General features: G+C 68.4%; 20 protein-coding genes. 17 read left to right on the forward strand and 3 right to left on the reverse strand.

Going from position 1 to position 21757, the window contains the following annotated elements; translation table 11 throughout:
• Positions 1-52: 52 nt before the first annotated feature.
• Complete coding sequence (locus ACFVAV_RS16885) at positions 53-889, forward strand: HAD family hydrolase (RefSeq protein WP_379035814.1); 837 nt, start codon at positions 53-55, stop codon at positions 887-889.
• A gap of 67 nt (positions 890-956) precedes the next feature.
• On the opposite strand, the gene ACFVAV_RS16890 is transcribed toward ACFVAV_RS16885, so the two are convergent.
• Positions 957-3410: an N-acetylmuramoyl-L-alanine amidase gene (locus ACFVAV_RS16890; RefSeq protein ID WP_379035815.1), complete on the reverse strand. Its 2454-nt coding sequence runs from the start codon at positions 3408-3410 to the stop codon at positions 957-959.
• A 237-nt stretch (positions 3411-3647) separates the two neighbouring features.
• Here ACFVAV_RS16890 and ACFVAV_RS16895 point away from each other — a divergent pair, with 237 nt between their 5' ends.
• Positions 3648-5153, forward strand: coding sequence for a SpoIID/LytB domain-containing protein (locus tag ACFVAV_RS16895; protein WP_379035816.1), 1506 nt, complete (start codon positions 3648-3650; stop codon positions 5151-5153).
• Positions 5154-5183: 30 nt separating this feature from the next.
• On the opposite strand, the gene ACFVAV_RS16900 is transcribed toward ACFVAV_RS16895, so the two are convergent.
• Positions 5184-5684, reverse strand: a complete 501-nt coding sequence (locus ACFVAV_RS16900; protein WP_379035817.1) for a MarR family winged helix-turn-helix transcriptional regulator — start codon at positions 5682-5684, stop codon at positions 5184-5186.
• A gap of 101 nt (positions 5685-5785) precedes the next feature.
• Between ACFVAV_RS16900 and ACFVAV_RS16905 the strand changes: the two genes are divergently transcribed.
• On the forward strand, positions 5786-6802 hold the full coding sequence (locus tag ACFVAV_RS16905; protein WP_379035818.1) for an EamA family transporter: 1017 nt from the start codon (positions 5786-5788) through the stop codon (positions 6800-6802).
• A gap of 5 nt (positions 6803-6807) precedes the next feature.
• On the opposite strand, the gene ACFVAV_RS16910 is transcribed toward ACFVAV_RS16905, so the two are convergent.
• Complete coding sequence (locus ACFVAV_RS16910) at positions 6808-7089, reverse strand: hypothetical protein (protein WP_379035819.1); 282 nt, start codon at positions 7087-7089, stop codon at positions 6808-6810.
• A 93-nt stretch (positions 7090-7182) separates the two neighbouring features.
• Between ACFVAV_RS16910 and ACFVAV_RS16915 the strand changes: the two genes are divergently transcribed.
• The 14 genes from ACFVAV_RS16915 (at position 7183) to ACFVAV_RS16980 (ending at position 21721) form a co-directional block, all read left to right on the forward strand.
• Positions 7183-7941 (forward strand): TipAS antibiotic-recognition domain-containing protein, encoded by a 759-nt coding sequence (locus ACFVAV_RS16915; RefSeq protein WP_379035820.1) that lies wholly within the window; start codon positions 7183-7185, stop codon positions 7939-7941.
• A 250-nt stretch (positions 7942-8191) separates the two neighbouring features.
• Complete coding sequence (locus ACFVAV_RS16920) at positions 8192-8647, forward strand: hypothetical protein (protein ID WP_379035821.1); 456 nt, start codon at positions 8192-8194, stop codon at positions 8645-8647.
• A 30-nt stretch (positions 8648-8677) separates the two neighbouring features.
• A complete protein-coding gene (locus tag ACFVAV_RS16925) occupies positions 8678-9103 on the forward strand; it encodes a hypothetical protein (RefSeq protein ID WP_379035822.1) in 426 nt (141 codons plus the stop codon).
• Positions 9104-9112: 9 nt separating this feature from the next.
• Positions 9113-9658, forward strand: coding sequence for a hypothetical protein (locus ACFVAV_RS16930; protein WP_379035823.1), 546 nt, complete (start codon positions 9113-9115; stop codon positions 9656-9658).
• Between the two features lie 50 nt (positions 9659-9708).
• The gene (locus tag ACFVAV_RS16935) at positions 9709-10362 is read left to right on the forward strand and encodes a hypothetical protein (protein ID WP_379035824.1); all 654 of its coding nucleotides are present in this window, start codon (positions 9709-9711) and stop codon (positions 10360-10362) included.
• 23 nt (positions 10363-10385) lie between these two features.
• Entirely contained in the window at positions 10386-11126 is a 741-nt protein-coding gene (locus ACFVAV_RS16940; RefSeq protein ID WP_379035825.1) for a hypothetical protein, read from the forward strand.
• A 109-nt stretch (positions 11127-11235) separates the two neighbouring features.
• Positions 11236-12474 carry a UDP-galactopyranose mutase gene (gene glf, locus ACFVAV_RS16945; protein ID WP_379035826.1) on the forward strand — a complete coding sequence of 413 codons (1239 nt, stop codon included), beginning with the start codon at positions 11236-11238 and terminating at the stop codon, positions 12472-12474.
• Positions 12471-14402 (forward strand): glycosyltransferase, encoded by a 1932-nt coding sequence (locus ACFVAV_RS16950; protein ID WP_379035827.1) that lies wholly within the window; start codon positions 12471-12473, stop codon positions 14400-14402. The genes glf and ACFVAV_RS16950 overlap by 4 nt, the downstream gene beginning before the upstream one ends.
• 5 nt (positions 14403-14407) lie before the next feature.
• Positions 14408-14998, forward strand: coding sequence for a phosphatase PAP2 family protein (locus tag ACFVAV_RS16955; protein WP_379035947.1), 591 nt, complete (start codon positions 14408-14410; stop codon positions 14996-14998).
• A 26-nt stretch (positions 14999-15024) separates the two neighbouring features.
• Complete coding sequence (locus ACFVAV_RS16960; protein WP_189032058.1) at positions 15025-15957, forward strand: decaprenyl-phosphate phosphoribosyltransferase; 933 nt, start codon at positions 15025-15027, stop codon at positions 15955-15957.
• Positions 15935-17866, forward strand: a complete 1932-nt coding sequence (gene zomB / locus ACFVAV_RS16965; RefSeq protein WP_379035828.1) for a flagellar motor control protein ZomB — start codon at positions 15935-15937, stop codon at positions 17864-17866. Before ACFVAV_RS16960 ends, zomB begins: the two co-directional genes overlap by 23 nt.
• A 240-nt stretch (positions 17867-18106) precedes the next feature.
• Positions 18107-19177 (forward strand): alpha/beta hydrolase, encoded by a 1071-nt coding sequence (locus ACFVAV_RS16970; RefSeq protein ID WP_379035829.1) that lies wholly within the window; start codon positions 18107-18109, stop codon positions 19175-19177.
• A 300-nt stretch (positions 19178-19477) separates the two neighbouring features.
• Positions 19478-20530, forward strand: coding sequence for an alpha/beta hydrolase (locus ACFVAV_RS16975; RefSeq protein ID WP_379035830.1), 1053 nt, complete (start codon positions 19478-19480; stop codon positions 20528-20530).
• Positions 20531-20704: 174 nt separating this feature from the next.
• On the forward strand, positions 20705-21721 hold the full coding sequence (locus tag ACFVAV_RS16980) for an alpha/beta hydrolase (RefSeq protein WP_379035832.1): 1017 nt from the start codon (positions 20705-20707) through the stop codon (positions 21719-21721).
• Positions 21722-21757 lie beyond the last annotated feature (36 nt).

Genomic DNA, 21757 nt, shown 5'->3' on the forward strand with positions numbered 1-21757 from the left:
GGCCCTGATCATAAGGACAGTCCGCCGTCCCCGCGTGGCGACGTGCGGCAGGATGGAACGGATGACGCCCCTGCACCCGAAACCGAAGTTGGTGGCCACCGATGTCGATGGCACGCTGATCGACGACGCGGACAAGGTATCGGCCCGCACCAAGTCCGTGGTCAACGCGCTCGTCGCCGACGGTGCCATCTTCGTGCTCGCCACCGGCAGGCCGCCGCGCTGGATCGATCCGGTCGTCAGCGAACTCGGTTACGCCCCGCTCGCGGTGTGCGGGAACGGCGCGGTCATCTACGACAGCGCCAGCGATCGCGTCCTGTCCAGCCACACCCTCGACGTCGAGACCCTGGGCTGGCTGGCCGAACTCGCCGAACACGCGCTACCCGGCTGCGGGCTGGCCACCGAGCGCGTCGGCGCGAGCGCGCACGACGCCGCTACCCCGCAGTTCGTCAGCTCGCCGAACTACGAGCACGCCTGGCTCAACCCCGACGACACCGTCGTCTCGCACGCCGAGGTCATCGAATCGCCCGCGATCAAGATGCTGATCCGGCTCAGCTCGGCCCGCAGTTCCGAGATGCGCGCCGCGCTCGCGCCGCTGATCGGGGACCGCGCCGAGATCACCTACTCCACCGAGAACGGGCTGATCGAGCTGGCGGTGCCGCGGGTGACCAAGGCGTCCGGGCTGGCCGAGGTGGCGCGGCGGGTCGGCGTGGACGACGCGTCGATCGTCGCGTTCGGCGATATGCCCAACGACGTGCCGATGCTGACGATGGCCGGGCACGGTGTCGCCATGGGCAACGCGCACCCGGAGGCGCGGGCCGCCGCGGACGAGGTCACTGGCAGCAACATCGACAACGGCGTCGCCATGGTGCTCGAACGCTGGTGGAGATAGACGAACGCGAAAACGGCCGGTGCCCTCGCTCGGAGGGGCACCGGCCGTTCTTCGCCATGACCGGGGGTTAGCCGGCCGGGGCGGGCTCCGGGGCGACCGGGGGCTGGGCCGGTGCCGGATCGACCGGTGCGGGTGCAGCCGGTGCGGGTGCGGCGGGCGCGGGTGCCGCTGGTGCGGGTGCGGCTGGTGCGGGTGCGGCGGCCTGCGGGTCAGCGGGGACCGGCGGGGTCGCGGGGGCGGCCGGTTCGGTCGATGCCGGTGCGGCCGGGGTGACGGGCACCGTCGACGTGGGCGCCGTGGTGGCGGGCGTCTGTTCGGGCTTGGTGCCGTCCATCCCTTCCATCTCTTCCTGGTAGGTCTCGTTGTAGGTCTTCCAGAACGTGGTGACGATGCCCGTGAGCTCGTTGAGCACCAGCGCACCGTTCTGGAAATCGGTGCGCAGACCGTCCGGCACCAGGTACGCGCTGCCGGTCGGCAGGCCGAGCACGCCCGCGTCGCCACCCAGGCTCAGATAGCGATCCAGGATCGCGCCGACCACTTCGAAGACCTGGCCGTTCTCGCCGGAGAAGATGTAGCCGTTGGCGAACTTCGCGTACTGACGACCCTGTGAGCCCGACAGCAGGTCCGACTGCGGCGCGCCGAGCGGACCGTCGACACCGCCGCGGCTCACCCAGTGCCTGGCGATCTCGTTCTCGCCGGACAGGCCGAGCAGCTTGTCGACCAGCGCGCCCAGCTCGGCCATGTTGCCCTGCGGTGCGCGGGCCTGCCTGCTCGGCGGACGGGACGGCGTCGCGGGTGAGGAGTAGGTGCCCGCGTTGCCCGCGGCGATATTGCGGATCCGGTCCATCAGCGCGTAGGCGGCGTCACCGGGGCAGTCGGTGTTGCCGACGTCGCGGTGGGCGAACACCACCGGCAGGTCGACCGCTTCGTCCAGGGCGTACGGGGTGAATTCGGTGCCCTCGGAATACATCGTGGTGAAGCCCTTGGGGTTCAGCCCGGCGAGCTTGGTCCGCCAGCCGACGAACTTGCCGATCGCGTTGAGCGACGCCTCGCTCGGCTCCTCGGACTCGTAGTTGCCCATCAGCGCCACACCCGCGGTGTTCTCGTTGAAGCCGCCCGCGTGCGCGCCCTGCACCGCCCGGTCCAGGCCGCCGTAGCGACCCTCGAAGATCTGGCCGTACTTGTCGACCAGGGCGTTGTAGCCGATGTCGCACCAGCCGAGGGTTTCGGCGTGGTAGGCGTAGATCGCCCGGACGATGCCCGCCGACTCCGCGCGGCTGTATTCGTTGCGGCCGGCCGTGTGGTGCACGGTGATGCCGCCGACGCCGTCGTCGTAGGTGGGTTCCTCGCAGCGGATCGACTCGTCGGCGCCCCACTGCGCGCGGGTGATGACCTTCGGCCCACCGCCGGGCAGCGCGGCCGCGACGTCGGTGAGTCCGGCGTCGATGGCGGCGCGGCCGGGATTGATCAGGATGGCCTTGAGCGCGGCCTCGGTGAGGTGGGCCGGGTCGTGGTCGCGGCCCGCTGTCGGCTTGCGGGTCACCAGCATCTGGACGGCGGTGGTCTCGCCGACGTAGATCGGCTCGGTGCCGGTCGGGGCGTCGGCGGGGGTGTGATCGGTGGCCCTGGTGTCGAGCGGATCGGCGTCGTACCAGGGGCCCCAGTTGCCGTCCTGCTGGCGGGCGCGCAGCTTGGTCGTGGTGTTCACCAGGTCCCGCGCGGTGACGGCGACCATGCTGAACGGGGTGTCCTGGGTGAGCTCCTTGACCTGCGCGCCGACCTGGTCGACCAGGTCGGGGGCGATCGCGCCGGGGGAGAGCGCGGGGGTGTCGGGAGTGGTGCCGGGTTCCAGGTTGGCCGGGTCGGCGATGAACTTGATGCCGGTCGGACGGTTCGGGGAAGCCGGAGCGCCCGCGGAGGGAGTGGTCGCTGGTGCGGCCGGGGCCGGTGCGGAGGTTGTCGGTGCCGGGGCGGCGGACGTCGGCGCTAGCGGCGCTGCGGGAGCCGGAGCTGCTGGTGCCGCCGGTGCTGGTGCCGCGGGTGCGGCCGGTGCGGCGGCGGGCGGCTGTGCCGGCGGTGCGGTCGGGACCGAGGTGCTCGGCGCCGGTGGCCGCGCGGGCGCGTCACCCTGCTGGGCGGGTGCGGGCGCGGCGGTCGTCGTGGTCGGCTGCGCCTTCGTCGGTAGCGGCGGCAGCACGATCTCGGTCGGCAGCGCCACGCCCGGCGGAACGGGCAATCCCGGCGGCACCGGAATCGAGGTCGGCAGCGGCAGCATCTGCAGATCCGACAGGTGCAGATCGGGTAGGTCGAGACCGGTCAGCTGGCGTAGCGGGACCGTGATGTCGGGGACCGAGGTCAGTGGGACCTCGGCCAGCTGCGCCGGCACCGCCGCGAGCTGGGAGTCGTTGGTGCTGCGGTAATCGGTCGAGTCGCTCAGCGCGAACGCGCCGACAGGAGCGGCGACGGCGAGCGTGGTGACCACCGGGAGCACGTAGGAACGTTTCGGCTTGGGATATCGCACGTGCCTTCTCCAATCAGGGTCGAGCTCGTAGACCTTGGTGGTATCAGGGCCATCACCGGCAAGTGATGCTTGCTTCCTCTTGCCTCACACACCACACTAGTTAACATACGTCACATATCTAAACCTCAACTTGAGGATTATGTGATTGCTCGAATGTAGCCTTCGGAACCCGCTCGGCGGTGACGACATGCCGACGCGAGCTCCGCCGGTCGAACCCCGAAACCGTGGGAGCGCAGGATGAGAGCCGACACCAAGATCAACCGCAGTACCCGCCGAGGCACCAGGCGCCGCACCGTGCCGATGCTGCGGACCCCGCCGCTGCCGGCCTTGGTCGGCGGCACCGCACTGGCGCTGACCGGCGCGATCGGGCTGTGGCAGATCCTGCCGGGCCACATCGCGCCGACCGTCGGCGCCGGCCACGGGCGTGGGATGAGCCAGGTCGGCGCGTTCGACAGCGCCAGGGAAGGCTGGACCGCGGAGGAGATCCTCGGGCACTACTACCCCGGCGCCGAACTCGGTCAGGTCGGGCCGACCACCATCGGGGTCAGGCTGCAGGCCCAGGACGACGCCACCCTCGACACCTACGCCGCCGCGGGCGCGCAGGTCGCGGGCCGGATGATCGGACCGGGCGAGGCCGCGCACCTCACTCCGCTACCGGACGGCGGCGCGAGCATCGTGGTGACGACGGGCTGCGACGGCGAAGTGCTGTGGCAGGCCGCGACCGACGATCCGTACGTCTACCCCGTCGATGCCGGGCCGGGCAGGCCCCCCGACGAGCACCTCACATTATGCGGCGGCACCGCCTACCGCGGCGCGCTCGGCGTCGCGCTGGAGGGCGGTGCGTACCGGACCGTCAACCAGGTGGACCTCGACGACTACCTCGCCGGGCTGCTGCCCGCCGAGATGCAGGCGAACTGGGCCGACCAGGGCGCGTTCGAGGCGCTGCGCGCGCAAGCGATCGCGGCCCGTTCCTACGCCCTCGCGGAGGACCGCTACAGCTACGCGCAGACCTGCGACACCACCGATTGCCAGGTGTATCCCGGTACGGTGAAAGAGGATTCGCGCACCACCGAAGCCGTCGCGGCGACCACGGGCACGGTGCTGTTGCGCGACGGGCTGATCCTGCGCTCGGAGTACTCCGCCGCCCCCGACGGCGGCAGGCCCGCCGATATCGAGACCTTCGCGGTCGGCCCCGCGCCGGACGAGATCATCGAAACCGCCCCCGCGCCACCGATTCCCCTCGAGCCGACCGTTCCCGATCCGACCATCGAGGCACTGGCGGGCGAGAGCGTCATCGATACCGAGTACCGCCGGATCGGCGGTGCGGAGAGTGCGATCGGGGCGCCGATCGGGCCGGAAATGCAGCTGCCGCAACACGCGGGCACCTATCGGCTGTATACGAACGGTGTCATCGTGGCGACGAAGACGCTCGGCGCGCAGGTGGTCGACTTCTCGACGTTGCTCCAGCTCGTTCCCGGCGCGGGTGATCAGCTGTCGCCGTCGGGGTCGGCGGAGCCGAAGGTGACGACGCCGGAAGGCCAGGCGCCCACGGGTATCACGCCGGGCGACGGCGCGCAGGTCCCGGCGCATCCCGGCGGACCGGCACAGGCCGCCGTACCGTCGCATCCCGGCGGACCGACGCAGGCCGCGGGCGGTGCGCCGGTGGCCGGTGTGCCGCTGGGCGAACCGGTGTACGGTCCGGCGAATCCCGCTGCCGCGCCGGGGATTCACGACGGTGAGTAGTCCGGCGTAGTCGTGCGGCTCGGAGTGCGGTCAGTCCAGGGTGGTGTCGTCCAGGCCGACGGCCAGGGTGCGCAGGAGGCCGGCGAGTTGTTCGCGATCCCCGGCGCCGAGTGACGCGAGCAGCCGCTGCTCGTTCGCCATGTGCAGTGGCAGGAGCCGGTCGACCAGTTCCCGGCCCTCGTCGGTGAGCTGGACGAAGACCGAGCGGCGGTCGTCGGCGGAGGGGACGCGCCGGACCAGGTTCTTCGCGGCCAGCCGGTCGATCCGATTGGTGATCGCGCCGGAGGTGACCATGGCGGCCCGGTTGAGCGAGCCCGCGGTCAGGCCGGTGTCGCCGCCGGAGCGGCGCAGTGTGGCAAGCACGTCGAACTCCCAGAATTCCAGGCCGTGACCTGCGAAGAAGCGCTTGAGGTCCTGTTCGAGGACGCGCGAGAGCCGGGTGATCCGGCCGACGATCGCCATCGGTGACACGTCGACATCAGGTCGTTCGGCCCGCCAGTGCTCCGTGATCAGGTCGACGGCGTCGCGCATGAGTTTCCTCTCGATTGAAAATCTCAACGTTCATCTACTTGACGATGAGGCATCTCGCCGGGTAGATATTTCAACGTTGAGATTATCAATCAGGAGTGAACATGACGACTGCAACCCGCCCGACCGGCTACGCGGGCACCCTCGCACTCACCGCCCTCACTCCGATCGTGTGGGGCTCCACCTACGCCGTCACCACCGAATTCCTGCCACCGGACCGGCCGCTGTTCACCGCCCTGCTGCGCGCCCTGCCCGCGGGCCTGGTGCTGCTGGCGCTGACCAGGGTGCTGCCGCGCGGCATCTGGCTCGGTCGCGCCGCTGTCCTCGGCGTGCTCAATATCGGCGCGTTCTTCCCGCTGCTGTTCCTGGCCGCGTACCGGCTGCCCGGCGGCGTGGCCGGGGTGCTCGGCGCGGTGGCGCCGATGATCGCGCTCGGCTTCGCGGCCGTGCTGCTCGCCGAGGCGCCGACCCGGCGCAAGGTGATCGCCGGGGTGATCGGCGTCTTCGGTGTCGCGCTGGTCGTGCTCCGCGGTAATGCCGAGCTGGACACGATCGGTGTCGTCGCCGGACTGGCAGGCGCGGCGTCGATGTCGGCGGGCACCGTGCTGACCAAGAAGTGGGGACGCCCCGACGGCGTCGGTCCGCTGGCCATGACCGGCTGGCAGCTCACCGCCGGCGGACTGTTCATCCTGCCGCTCGCACTGCTCGTCGAAGGCGCTCCGCCCGCACTCGACGGTGCCGCCGTCGGCGGCTACCTGTACCTCGGCATCATCGGCACCGCGCTCGCGTACTGGCTGTGGTTCCGCGGAATCTCGCGGGTGCCCGCGACTTCGGTGGCATTCCTCGGCCTGCTGAGCCCGATGTCGGCCGCGGTGATCGGCTGGATCGCACTCGGCCAGGCGCTCACTCCGCTACAGATCCTCGGCCTCGGCATCGCCCTCGCCGGCACGGTGCTCGGCCAGATTCCGCCGAAGCCCGCACCGGCGGTGGCTGAACCGGTTTCGCCCAACGAGATTGAGGACGGCGGCCTCGCCGGGACTGGTGCAATCACCAAGGTCGCGGTTCTGACTGCGCCGGAAGTGGTTTCGGTGGACGGAGCCGCCACTCCGCTGAGCAAGTAGACCGCTCAGCCGCGCATCGCCTGCATCAACTGGTCCTCGGTGAGGGCCGGAACCGGCAGGGGGTGCGCGGCTTTCGCGCGCAGGCCGTCGAGGATCAGGGCGAGGTTGCTGCGCCATAGCTCGGGGTCTACGTCGGGCTGCTCGCGATCGGCGCGCTCATCGAGAACAGTGCTGTCCAACAGCAGGTCGACGCGCATCCCGAGCTGATTCCCGCCGGGCTGGAACTGCCGCGGATCGGCAACGACGAACTCGGCGCGGTACTGGCGGATGTACACCGAACGCGACACCGTCGAGGTCGAGATCGGGTTCTGACTTTCGGTGTTGACATTGACGTAGCGTCAACTTGCAGACTGGAGACACCGACGAGAAAAGGAGTGGTCATGGCGGGTGAATGGTCCATCCAGGACCTCGCGAAAGCCGCGGGCACCACCAGCCGGACGCTGCGCCACTACGGGCAGCTCGGGCTGCTGGAGCCGAGCCGGACCGGCGCCAACGGCTACCGCTACTACGACCAGAACTCCCTGATCCGCCTGCAGCGCATCCTGCTGCTGCGCGAACTCGGCCTCGGCCTACCGGTGATCGCCGAGGTCCTCGCCGGTGAACAGGACACCGCGGGCGCCCTGCGTACCCACCTGGAACTGCTTCGGCAGCAACAGGATCGGATCGCACGCCAGATCGAGTCGGTGTCCACCACGTTGCACAAGACCGAAAGAGGTGAACCACTCATGGCCGCAGAGGTTTTCGACGGCTTCGACCACACCCAGTACAAGGACGAGGTCACCGAACGCTGGGGCAAGGACGCCTACGAAAGCGGCGACCGTTTCTGGCGCTCGCTGACCGAGGCTGACAAGCAGGCGTTCCTGCAGCAGCACCTGGACATCGCCGCTGACTACGGAAAGGCGCACGCCGCAGGGCTTCCCGTCGACAGTGAGGTCGTTCAGGCGATCGTCGTCCGGCACCGCGACTGGATCAGCGGTGGCTCGCAGGGCAAGCCCGTGACGGACGAACACCTGCTCGGACTCGGCGAAATGTACGTCGCCGACCCGCGCTTCCGGAAGAACTACGACATCCACGGCGACGGAACGGCCGAGTACATCCTCGACGCGTTCCGCGCGTACGTCGCGGGGAAGTCCGCCTGACAGATCACGGTCATGTGGCCGGAATGCAAAGAAGACAGCCGCGCTCGGACGATAGCCGTCCGGGCGCGGCTGTCGGCCTGCTGCGCGCGCTCATGCCGAGGTGCGAGACAACGGTAGGCTTCCCCCGCGCCCGGATGCTGGGCGTTGGACACTATTTCGGTATCTCGGGGGAGTTATGAACCATCAGCCAGGACCGCAGGGATTTCCGCCCTCGCAGCGTCGTGCGGACCATGCGCTTCCCCCCTCGGCAATGATCGCGGGAATCGGTGCAATCGTCGGTGGGCTGGTCGGACTGGTCCGGGCACAGATGGGGTACGCCGGGCTCCGAGTGGTGGCGGAAATGCGGGATCCCACGGTCGAAGTCGACTGGAATGGGATGGAGTTGGAGAACCGGCTCGAGCTCGCAACCGGCGCGGTTTTCCTCGTGCTGCTCGGCCTGGGTGGAGCGCTGTTGCTCGCGCGGCGCGCCGCCGGGCTGACGATGGTGATCATCGGCGGCGGTCTCGGGATCTTCGGCTGCCTCGTCCCGCTCGCGACGGCGACGCACGTCCAGACGCAGGTCATGTATGTCGGGCTCGCGCTCGCTTGCGCGGTGGTGCTGGTCATGGCGCTGCTTCCGGCGACCCACCGCTGGGTCGAGTCTCGGCCGAGCGGTCCGTCCGCGCCCGCGAACACCCCGCGATCGGCTGTTCCGCCGTATAACTGACGGCGACGTCGACAAGTAGCGGGGACAGTGGTGGATCAGGTGCGGCCGGAGCGGCCTTCTCGCGCGGTGACCGCGCTGGTCGCGGGATGGCTCGGGGTGTTGGTCGGGGGTGCGGGGATCATCGTCGGCACGGCGACGGCGGTGGTGCGGGTGTTCGGGCGGGATATCGAGCTCGATTACGCGGGGGCGGGGATCGTCGGCGGGCTCGGGCTGGTCTATCTGGTCGGGGCGGTGCTGCTGTTGCGGCGGCGGATGCTGGGCAGGCGGATGCTGGTCACCATGTCCGCGGTGATGGCCGGGGCGACGTTGCTGGTCGTCGTGCTCAACGGGTCGAGTCACGGGTGGCGGTTGGGGCCGCTGGATTTCTGGCTCGCGCTCAATGTGGTGATCCTCGCGCTCAGCCTGAGTGAGCCGACGCGGCGCTGGGCCACCACGCGGCAGCACGGCACGGGATAAGTTTTGAGGATGGTCGTGCAGGAAACGAAGTCGACAATCGGTGAGGTGACGGCGATGACCGCCGTGTGCTGCGCCGCCCTGGCCGCCGCGGCGAATCTGCTCGGCGCACTGATTCTCGTGCGTTCCTTCCTCGCCCATCCCGACCGGCTCGACGACTCGCTGACCCTGTTCACCACGCTCGGCGCGCTGGTGTCGGCGTTCGCGTTCGGCTACGGCGGGCTGCTGCTGGCGCGGCGCGACCAGACCGGCCGGTGGGTGCTCATCGTGGCGGCCGGCGCGCAGGTCGGCCTCGGTGTGCTCGGCCTGCTGGCGACGCTCGTGAACTACGACTCCGAGTACGGAATCCACTGGTTCGCCGAGGAGCCGGTGATCCGTTCGATTCTGATCGGCTTCGGCGGGGTACCCGGTGCCGTGACGGCGATCGTGAACCACAGCTGGGCGGCCGCGCTGGCCGCTGTCGTCCTCGGCGCGCTGGTGCTGCTGCCCGCGGCACTGCCGTGGACGGCGGCGTACACGCTCGCTCGCCCGGAAACGGTTGTCGGACCGAACGTATAGTTTCAGCAGGTCAGCATCACCGCCGTGGTGCTGCGAAGGAGGGGGACACGATGGGGTATCCGCATGGCCCGCAACAGGGCTACGACCCGTACGCGGGCCAGGGCTACGTGCAACCCGCTTACGGCGGCGACCCGTACGGTCAACAGGGATACGTGCCGCAGCCCTATGGTGTGCCGGGGCCTGAATACGGTTACGCCGCACCGGCTTACGGTGCACCGGGTTACCCGGTGCCCGGATACTCGCAGCCGCGTGCCGGCGGTGGCACCGCGATCACCGCGGCCTTGCTCTCCCTGCTGCTGTCACTGGTCGCCCTGGGAGGCATGGGTATCGCCGCTGCCGTCCTGTTCGGCTCGGATGCGGTGAGTGCTGCCGAAGACGATGCGCGCTCCGCGGTGAGCATAGGCCTGGCGATCGGTGTAGTGCCCGGCCTGCTGTTGCTGCTCGGCTCGATCCTGCTGTTCCGGCGCAAGACCGCGGGCCGGGTGATCCTCATCATCTTGTCCTTGATCGCCGTGGTCATGAGCGCGATCTCGATCGCGGCGGCGATCGCGGGCGGTGCTGAGGAGCCGGCGATCACGCTGGTCGGCGGAGCCATCACCACTGCGCCGCCACTCCTGATCCTGGTCCTCGCCGCAGCCCCGTCCACCGGCCGCTGGATCCGCGCCGGCCGCCAGCCCGCGTACCCTCCGTACCCGTACCACTGACAGCGCACAGGGGGGGATCACGCATGAGCTATCCATCCGGCCACGCTCCGAACGAGGGTGCCGCCCAGCCGGTTTCGCCCGCTCCGGCGACCGTCTGGTACGGCCCCGACCACAACGCCGCACCGGCGGGCCTTCCCGGTCATCTCGACGGAAACCCGCCGCCTGCTTACGGCGCTGCCCAACGTGGGCAGGCGCAGCCGTCGGGGGAATGGTGGCAGTCGCCAGGCCCGGTGCCAGTGTCCGCCCAGGGCTACGGTGCCGCGCCCGCTTACGGGATGACACCGCACCCGATGCCGGGCGATGGGCAGCCGCGGCCGAGTGGCGGTACTGCGATCACCGCCGGGGTGATCGCAGTACTGATGTCGCTGTGCTTCGCCTTGCTGCTCGTTGACGGCGTCATCGCGATGGCGGCCGGCCATCTGGGCCTCACCATCAACGGCCCGTTCTTGACGGCTCCCGTGCTGGTGATCGTCCGCGGCGTGATCACCGTGCTCTACATGCTCGGCTCGATCCTGCTGTTCAGGCGTAGGGCCGCAGGCCGGTCGATGCTCATCGTCGCGGCTTCGCTCGCGCTGATTCAGCTCGGGATCACCCTCGTGATGGTGCTCGGAATCAGGTGGGACGCCGATCTGGTAGCCGCTATTCGCCTCAATGTCGCGCTGTCCGGTGGCCCCGCCCTGCTGATCCTCGGCTTGGTCGCCGCCCCGTCGACCGGTCGCTGGATCCGCGAAGGCAGGCGCAGGTCCCAGCCCTACGGGTACTGACTGCGCCCGTCGGTCCCATCGTTGTCCGGGTGCCCGGCTCCGCCCAGCTCAGGGCCAGGTCGGTGACTCCGCCGGGACAATCTGCCGTCTTCCGATACGCTGGGCACCCGTGACCGTCGCATCGTCCCCGGGTAACTCCGTCAACGCAGATTCCGCCACTTCGGCAAACCAGTACGACCTGATCGTGGTCGGCTCCGGCTTCTTCGGCCTGACCGTCGCCGAGCGTGCCGCGAACCTGCTCGGCAAGCGGGTGCTGGTGATCGACCGCCGCTACCACCTCGGTGGCAACGCCTACTCGGAGCCGGAGCCGGAAACCGGTATCGAGATCCACAAGTACGGCGCGCATCTGTTCCACACCTCGAACAAGAAGGTGTGGGACTACGTCACCCAGTTCACCGAGTTCACCGGGTACCAGCACCGCGTGTTCGCGCTGCACAAGGGCCAGGCCTACCAGTTCCCGATGGGGCTCGGCCTGATCTCGCAGTTCTTCGGCCGCTACTTCACCCCTGAAGAGGCCAAGGCGCTGATCGCCGAGCAGGCCGCCGAGGTGGAGACCGCCGACGCGCAGAACCTCGAGGAGAAGGCGATCTCGCTGATCGGCCGCCCGCTCTACGAGGCGTTCGTGCGCGACTACACCGCCAAGCAGTGGCAGACCGACCCGAAGGAACTGCCCGCGGGCAACATCACCCGCCTGCCGGTGCGCTACACCTTCGACAACCGCTACTTCAACGACACCTACGAGGGCCTGCCCAAGGAGGGGTACACGAAGTGGCTGGAGAACATGGCCGCCTCCGAGCTCATCGAGGTGCGCCTGAACACCGACTGGTTCGACGTGCGTGACGAGATCGTCGCGGCCAGCCCGGACGCGCCGGTCGTCTACACCGGCCCGCTCGACCACTACTTCGACTACGCCGAGGGCGAGCTGGGCTGGCGCACGATCGACTTCGAGACCGAAGTCCTCGAGATCGGCGACTTCCAGGGCACCTCGGTGATGAACTACAACGATGCCGACGCGCCGTACACCCGCATCATCGAGCCGCGCCACTTCCACCCCGAGCGCGACTACCCGGCCGACAAGACGGTCATCATGCGCGAGTTCTCCCGCTTCGCGCAGACCGGCGACGAGCCGTACTACCCGATCAACACCCCCGAGGACCGCGCCAAGCTGCTGGCCTACCGCGAGCTCGCCAAGAAGGAGACCGCCGCGAAGAAGGTCCTCTTCGGCGGCCGCCTCGGCACCTACCAGTACCTGGACATGCACATGGCGATCGGTTCGGCGCTGAGCATGTTCGAGAACGTGCTGCGTCCGCACCTGGAGTCCGGCGCGGCACTGGTGGACGAGGCGTGAGCGCGCAGCCGGTGCTGGACGACGTGACCACCGAGACGCGCGCCAAGGCGCTGCTGCAGCGGATCATCCTGCCGCGTCCGGGTGAGCCGCTCGACGTGCGGACCCTCTACCTGGAGGAATCCACCACCAACGCGCGCCGCGCGCACGCCACCAGCCGGACCGCGCTCTCGATCGGCGCCGAGTCCGAGGTGTCGTTCTGCACCTACTTCAACGCGCTGCCCGCCAGCTACTGGCGACGCTGGAGCGTGCTGAACTCGGTGGTGCTTCGCCTGGAACTGGCCGGGCACGGCCGCGTCGACGTCTACCGTTCCAAGGCCGACGGTTCGCGAATCCATGTGCAGGGCAAGGAATTCGCCGTCGCCCAAGGTGCGGACTCGGTGACCGTGGAGTTCGAGACCGACCTCGGCCCGTTCGAGGACGGCGGCTGGATCTGGTTCGACATCACCACCGACACGGCGGTGACGCTGCTGGCCGGTGGCTGGTACGCGCCGCAGGAGGCGCCGGGCACCGGCACCATCGCGGTCGGCATGCCCACCTTCAACCGGCCCACCGACCTGGTCAAGACGCTGGCCGCGCTGGGCTCGGACCCGCTGGTGCTCGGCAATGTCGCCGCGGTGATCGTGGCCGATCAGGGCAACCGCAAGGTCGTCGACGAGCCCGGCTTCGACGAGGCCGCCGCGACGCTCGGCGACCGGCTCAGCATCTGCGACCAGCCCAACCTCGGCGGTTCCGGCGGCTACAGCCGCGTCATGTACGAGGCGCTCAAGACCGACGCCGAGTTCATCGTCTACATGGACGACGACATCGAGATCGAGCCCGACTCGATCCTGCGCGCCCTCGCGTTCTCCCGGTTCGCCAAGTCGCCGCTGCTGGTCGGCGGGCAGATGCTGAACCTGCAGGAGCGCTCGCACCTGCACAGCATGGGCGAGGTCGTCGACCGCGGGGTCTTCATGTGGTCCTCGGCGCCGAACGTCGAGTACGACCACGACTTCTCGAAGTACCCGCTCAAGGACCGCGACAACTCCAAGCTGCTGCACCGGCGCATCGACGTCGACTTCAACGGCTGGTGGACCTGCGTGATCCCGCGCCAGGTGGCCGAGCAGATCGGTCAGCCGCTGCCGCTGTTCCTCAAGTGGGACGACGTCGAATACGGCCTGCGCGCCCGCGAGGCCGGCTACCCGACCATCACCCTGCCGGGTGCGGCCGTGTGGCACATGGCCTGGTCCGACAAGGACGACGCCATCGACTGGCAGGCCTACTTCCACCTGCGCAACCGCCTGGTCGTGGCCTCGCTGCACCTGCCCGGCGACGGCAAGCCGATGATCGTGAACACGGTCAAGGCCACCCTCAAGCACCTGCTGTGTCTGGAGTACTCGACGGTCGCCATCCAGAACGAGGCGATCCGCGACTTCCTGGCGGGCCCGGAGGGCCTGTTCGATCTGCTGCCGAGCGCGCTGGGCAAGATCCACGCGATGCGCAAGGAATACCCGGACGCGGTCGTGCTGCCGTCCTCGACCGAGCTGCCGCTGGCCAACCGGCACGGCGTCGGCGCGACCGGCGAGCCGGGCAACCCGATCGCGAAGGTCGCGCGCCTGGCCAAGGGCGTCGTGCACAACTTCCGCAAGGCCGACCCGGCCGCGCACGAGACACCGCAGCTGAACGTGCCGACGCTGGACGCGCGCTGGTTCCTGCTGTCCCAGGTCGACGGCGTCACGGTGACGACCGCCGACGGCCGCGGCGTCGTCTACCGCAAGCGCGACCCGCGCAAGGCCGCCGAACTCCTCAAGGAGGCGATGCGCCTGCGCAAGGAGCTCACCACGCGCTTCCCGGAGATGCAGCAGCGCTACCGGGCCGCGCACGCCGAGCTGACCAGCACGGCCGCGTGGGAGAAGACCTTCGGCATCACAACGAACGGAACCAAGAAGTGAGCGCGATGAACCAGGACCTGCCCGAGCTGGAGCTGGCCGAAGAAGGCTGCTGCGGCGAGTGCGCCTGTGGCGAAGGCGAGTACGTGGAGGTGCCGCTCGAGGTCGGCATCATCAACACCGTGCAGACGACCATCGGTACCAACCCGGCCGTCGTCTCGGCCGCGCGCGGCATGTCGCACTTCGGTGAGCACGCGCTGGGCTGGGTCGGCATCGCCGCGGCGGGCTGGCTGGTCGACAAGCCGCGCCGTCGGCAGTGGGCCGGTGTCGCGGTCGGCGCCGTCGGCGCGCACGCCGCGTCGATCGTGATCAAGCGGATCGTCCGGCGCCCGCGCCCGGACAGCCCCGCGGTGCAGGTCAACGTGTCGACGCCGAGCAAACTGAGCTTCCCGTCCTCGCACGCGACCTCGACTACGGCGGCGGCGGTGTTGCTCGGCAGGTTGACCGGGCTACCCTTGCCTGCGGTGCTCGTGCCGCCGATGCTCCTTTCCCGGGTCGTGCTCGGCGTGCATTACCCTTCCGACGTGCTCGCCGGTTCCGCATTGGGTGCCGCGTCGGCAGCTGCCGTGCTAGCCGCCGAAAAGAGACTCCGACAGTGACCGCAACCGAAAGAACCTTGGCTGAGATGAGCGAAGAACCGTCCGCCGCCGTCCTCGACGAAGGTGTTGTGAAGGGCCCGCCGAAGACTCTGGTCGGTGGCGTCGTCAAGGCCATGCGCCCGCGTCAGTGGGTGAAGAACGTCCTGGTGCTCGCAGCGCCGCTGGCCGTCGGCCCGGAAGCTGTCGGCGATGCGGGCGTGCTCGTGCACGTCGCGATCGCGTTCGTCGTGTTCTGCATGGCGGCCTCGGGCATCTACCTGGTCAACGATTCGCTCGACGTCGAGGCCGACCGGGCGCATCCGACCAAGCGGTTCCGGCCGATCGCCGCCGGCGTCGTCCCTGTCAACCTGGCATACGGGCTCGCCGCGGTGCTGCTGATCGGCTCGATCGCCGGTTCGTTCCTCGCGTCCTGGCATCTTGCCGTGGTGATGGCCATCTACATCGCCATCCAGCTGGCCTACTGCCTCGGCCTCAAGCACCAGGCCGTGCTCGACATCTGCATCGTGTCGTCGGGCTTCCTGCTGCGCGCTGTCGCCGGTGGCGCGGCGGCAAGCATCGCGCTGTCGCAGTGGTTCCTGCTGATCATGGCGTTCGGTTCGCTGTTCATGGCGGCGGGCAAGCGCTACGCGGAACTGCAGATCGCGCTGGAGACCGGCGCCAAGATCCGCAAGTCGCTGCAGTACTACACGCCGACCTACCTGCGCTTCATCTGGACCCTCGCGGCCACCGCCGTCGTGATCTTCTACGGCCTCTGGGCATTCCAGCAGGACGAGCTGCGTGACACCCAGTGGTACTCGATCTCCATGATCCCGTTTACCATCGCAATCCTGCGTTACGCGGTCGACGTCGATGGTGGCGAGGCCGGTGAACCCGAAGAGATCGCGCTGGGGGACCGCATCCTGCAGTTCCTCGCTATTGCCTGGATCGGAGCGGTAGGTGTCGCTGTCTATCTCACCTGACGAGATCGTGGTAGCGGAGCAGGAAACAACCGAATACGAGCGGCTACGCGACGACGAGCAGTCGGTGCGCCCGGCCGCGCGTTTCACGATTCTGTCCCGCGCCACCTTCGTCGGTGGGGTTGTGCTCGCCGTCGTGTTGTTCACGGTGGGCGCCTGGCAGCGGCGATGGATCGCCGACGACGGCCTCATCGTGCTGCGGACGGTGCGCAACCTGCTCGCGGGCAACGGCCCCGTCTTCAACATGGGCGAGCGGGTCGAGGCCAACACCAGCACCGCGTGGACGTATGTGGTCTGGTTCTTCAGCTGGCTCACCCAGGCCAGGCTCGAGTACGTGGTGCTCGGCGTCGCGCTGGTGGCCTCGCTGCTGGCGATCGTGTTCGCCATGCTCGGCACCGCCCGGCTGTGGGGCGGCAGCGCCGGTCAGCTGCTGATCCCGGCGGGCGTGCTCGTCTACATCGCGCTGCCGCCCGCCCGTGACTACGCCACCTCCGGGCTGGAGAGCGGCCTGGTCATCTGCTGGGTCGGGCTGCTGTGGTGGCTGCTGATCCGCTGGAGTCAGGCCGCGGTGGTTCGCGTGCCGAGCCTGCTCGGGCTGGTCTTCCTGGCCGGTCTGGCGCCGCTGATCCGGCCGGAGGCCACGCTGATCGGCGTGCTCGCGCTCGGCATGATCTTCCTGACCCCGATGCCGCAGTTCCGGTACGGGCCGATCGCGCTGCGCGCGCTGATCGTGTTCGTCGCCGGGATCGTGCCGGTGGCCTACCAGATCTGGCGGATGGGCTACTACGGCCTGCCCTACCCGAACACCGCGGTCGCCAAGGACGCGGGCGGGGCCAAGTGGGGCCAGGGCATGAAGTACCTCTGGGACCTGGTCGGCCCGTACTACCTGTGGATTCCGCTGCTCGTGCTGCTGATCGCCGGTGCGGTCACCGCGGCGGCGCGCGGGGTCTCGGTCCGGCCGAAGTGGTCGGTCGCCGGGTTCCGGACCTGGCTGCGCTCGCCAAGCGCGGTCGTCGTGCTGGTCCTGGTCAGCGGTCTGCTGCTCACCGTCTACGCGATCCGCGTCGGCGGCGACTTCATGCACGGCCGGATGCTGCTGACCCAGCTGTTCCTGCTGCTGTTGCCGGTGGCCGTCGTGCCGATCCGGCTGCGAGCGTTCAGCCCCCGTGACTGGTCGACGGTCGTCGTGCTTGCCGCGTTGCTCGGCACCGCGGGCTGGTCGCTGTACGCGGCGAGCACCACCGCGATCAAGACCGGCACCAAGATCAGTTCGTCGGGCATCGTCGACGAGCGCGTCTACTACGTGCTCAACACCGGCAGGGATCATCCGATCCTGGCCGAGGACTACCTCGACTATCCGCGTATGCGGGCGATGGTCAACGACATCGCGGCCAACCCCGACGGCGGCCTGCTGCTGAACTCGCCTGCGTTCACGTTCTGGTACCTCGACCCGCCGCCGGAGCCGATCCCCGAGGGCGGCGCCGGGCACACGGTCTACTTCCTGAACCTGGGCATGACCAGCATGAACGTGCCGCTGAGCGTGCGCGTCATCGATCCGATGGGCCTGGCGTACCCGCTGGCCGCGCATTCGGACCGGCTCGCCGACGGCCGCATCGGGCACGACAAGAGCCTGTACCCGGACTGGGTGGTGGTCGACTCGGGCATGGTCGACATCCATCCGTGGATGCCCTGGTACCTGGACGAGGACTGGGTCACCCAGGCGCGCACGGCGTTCTCGTGCCCGGACACGCAGGCGCTGATGCTCTCCACCCGCGACCCGCTCACCTTCGACCGGTTCAAGCACAACCTGCGCAATGCGCTGAGTTTCGCGAAGTACCGGATCGACCGGGTGCCGAAGTACGAAATCCAGCGTTGTGGGCTGGCGGATCCCTTCCCCGAGCCGCCCCGCTGAAGTACTCTCCTTGCGTCACACTGGGCTCATGGGTACCCATGAGCCCAGTGGTTACACCTCTGTTCAGGCTTTTCTTAGTGGCGTACACCATTAAATCTCTTTTCGGTAACGTCCGGCTATCGATGTAGCGATATGGTCAACGAAGTACGGCCCGTCGGCGCACTGGTGTGCCGGTAGTAAGTCGGCGGTCATTGCAACCGCGGTTCCGCGCGAACCGCACGAGGAAAGGCCAAAAACAGAATGCGTGGCGGACGTCTAAGAGCCCGGGGATCCGGCTGGCTCAAGCGGTCGGTGTTGGTTTCCCTGGCGGTTGTGCTGCCGCTCGGTGCATCGGTGGCAGGCCCCACCGGTACGGCGACGGCGGCCTTCGACCCCAGTGGCTTCGACTTCTGGGTCGACTCCGAGATGGGTCCGATCAAGTCCAGGATCTTCCGTGCCGCCGACGGCAACACCGGTCGCGTTGTGTACGCGCTCGACGGCATGCGGGCGCGGGACGATCTCAGCGGCTGGGAGATCGACACCAACGTCGCTCGTGCGCTGACCGCGGCCAACATCAACGTCGTCATGCCGGTCGGCGGCCAGTCCAGTTTCTACGCCGACTGGAACGCACCGAGCAACTTCTTCGGCCTCGACGCCGGCTCGGGCGGCAGCTCGACCGGTTCGGCCGCCACCGGCTCCGCGATGACGGGCTCGTCGATCGCTCCGGCCCAGGTCGCCGGCAAGAAGAACACCTACAGGTGGGAAAGCTTCCTCACCAACAACCTGCGTAACGCGCTGTCCAGCCGGCTGGGCTTCAACCCGAACAACAACGGTGTGTTCGGTCTGTCGATGGGCGGGTCGGCCGCGCTGACGCTGGCCGCCTACCACCCCGATCAGTTCAGCTTCGCCGGCTCGTTCTCCGGCTACCTGAACATCTCGGCGCCGGGCATGCGTGAGGCGATGCGCGTCGCGATGGTCTCGGCCGGTGGCTTCAACATCGACGCGATGGCGCCGCCGTGGGGCCCGCAGTGGCTGCGCATGGACCCGTTCGTCTTCGCGCCGCGTCTGGTCGCCAACGGCACCCGCGTGTGGGTGTCCGCGGCCAGCGGTATTCCGGGTGCGGGCGACGTGTCCAACCCGATGGAGATCGTCCAGGGCGTGCCGCTCGAGCTGCTCGCGATGGTGAACTCCCGGGCCTTCCAGGTCCGGATGGCCACTCTCGGCGGCGGCAACGCGAACTTCGACTTCCCGATCACCGGCGTGCACAACTGGCGCAACTGGGAGACCGAAGTCAACCGCATGATCCCGGATCTGTCGGCCAACATCGGCTAGCTCGACCCGTTCGACGAACAAACCGCCCGGTGCATGAACGCACCGGGCGGTTTTCTTTGTCCGCGTCACGATCCGAAGGACAGGGGGTGACGAATCATGTGCGGCAGGTCACCGCGAGTTGTGTTGCGGGTCACTTTCCAGCAACATGGAAGCGTTCGTCAGAGGTTGATACACGGTGAGCATGCGTCGAGGTTGAATCGTCCGTTTTGCCCCGGATTGAGTCTTTTCGACGTCCGATGAGGGATTGGATTGCGTAGCTCAGAGTTTGCGCAATCGATCTTCCGAGAAAGGTCGAGTCGAATGCGAACACTGCGCCGGAAGCGTGGGCCTGTCGAGACCGCGGCCCGAGGATCGTGGACGAAGCGCTGGGCCGCCGGCGTAACCATGGCCCTGCTGGTGCCGATCGGAACAGTTGTCGCGGGGACCGCGGCACCGGCGTCCGCCGGATTCCATCCCGGCGCGTTCGACTTCTGGGTCGACTCCGGCATGGGCCCGATCAAGACCCGAATCCTGCGTGCCGCCGACGGCAACACCCAGCGCGTCGTCTACGCCCTCGACGGCATGCGCGCCCCCGAGAGCCTCAACGGCTGGGAGGAAAACACCGACGTACCCAACGCGCTGGCCGCCGCGAACATCAATGTCGTGATGCCGGTCGGCGGCATGTCGAGCTTCTACGCCGATTGGAACTCGCCGAGTGAGTTCTTCGGCGTCCAGTCGGGCGGCGCCGGCCCCTCCGGCTCCGGCGCGTTCGCTGCGGGCCCTGGCAAGACCTACCGGTACCAGTGGGAGACCTTCCTGACCGTCGACCTGCGTAACGCGCTGGCCGACCGGCTCGGGTTCCGCCGTGACCGCAACGGCGCATTCGGCCTATCGATGGGTGGATCAGCCGCCTTGACGCTGGCTGCCTATCACCCGGATCAGTTCTCCTACGCCGGTGCATTCTCCGGTTACCTGAACATCTCGGCGCCCGGAATGCGGGAGGCCATCCGCCTGGCCATGCTCGACGCGGGCGGATACAACGTGGACTCGATGGCGCCGCCGTGGGGCCTCCAATGGCTGCGGATGGACCCGTTCGTGTTCGCGCCCAACTTGATCGGCAACAACACCCGCCTGTGGATCGGCGCGGCCTCCGGTCTGCCGACGGGACAGGACCGCCCGTCCATGGATACCGCCAACGGCATGGGTCTGGAAGCCATGGCCTTGGCCAACACCCGGGCATTCGAGGTCCGCATGGCCACGCTCGGGGCACGCAATGTCACCTACTCCTACCCCGCGTACGGAATTCACGCGTGGAATACCTGGGGTGCGGAAGCATTCCGCATGATTCCCGACCTGTCGGCAAATATCGGGTGAAACTCCAGGATAGGTTGCACTGACGTCGGTGTATGACTACCCTTCATCGCGGACACAAGGCCGCATGCCCCCACCTGAAAAACCAAGTATGCGTGGCCAATTGAATAGACGTGGTGGTATGCGGTCGGGCGCATACCGGCGCCGTCGAGAACAACTCGGAAAGAGAGCCGCACCATGCGCTTCGCCCGGACGCCAGCCTCAGTGCTGAGCGACGCGAGCAGTGATCCTCGGCTGCACCGGAGGCTGCGTGCGCTTGTCGCGATCGCCGCCGCGGTCACCATGCCCTTTACCGCCACCGTCGCGGCTTCGGCCGCGCCCGCGACTCCCGTCCTGCGGACACCTGCCGGTGGCTACGAAGAGCTGATGGTCCCCTCGGTGATGGGGCCGGTGAAGGTTCAGGTCCAGTGGGCCAAGAACGGCGGTTCCGCCGCGCTGTACCTGCTCGACGGTATGGCCGCGCGCGACGACAAGAACGCGTGGTCGTTCGAGACGAACGCCATGCAGCAGTTCGCCAACGACAATGTCACCCTGGTGATGCCGGTCGGCGGTATGTCGAGCTTCTACGCCGACTGGGTTTCGCCGAGCAGCCTCAACGGCCAGAAGACCACCTACAAGTGGGAAACCTTCCTGACCGAGGAACTCCCGAACTTCCTCGCCGGTTACGGTGTCTCCAGGACCAACAACGGCATCATCGGCCTCTCGATGAGTGGCAGCGCGGCGCTGTCGCTGGCCGCCATGCACCGCGACCAGTTCAAGTACGCCGGTTCGTTCTCCGGCGCACTCAACCTCTCGCAGCCCGGCATGCGCGAAGCCGTGCGGGTGGCCATGCTGCGCTGGGGTGCCTACAGCTCCGACTCGCTGGCTCCGCCGTGGAGCCCGCAGTGGCTGCGGATGGACCCCTTCACCGTGGCGGCGCAGCTCAAGGGTCTGCCGATGCGGATCTCCGCGGGCAGCGGCCTGCCGGGTCAGTACAACAACCCGCGCAACCCCGGCGAGGTCTTCGATACCGGCGTCGGTATGGGCATCGAGGCGGTCACCCTGATCAGCACCCGGTCGTTCGAATCGCGGCTGAAGTCGATCGGCGTTCCCGCCACGTTCGACTTCCCTGCCACCGGCACCCACACCTGGAAGTACTGGGAGGACCAGCTCTGGGCCGGTCGCCCGCAGATCCTCGCCGCCCTCGGCGTCTGATCCGCATCAATATCTGAATATCGACGAAGGCATGGC

It is taken from the genome of Nocardia sp. NPDC057663, from assembly GCF_042799895.1.
Lineage (GTDB): Bacteria > Actinomycetota > Actinomycetes > Mycobacteriales > Mycobacteriaceae > Nocardia.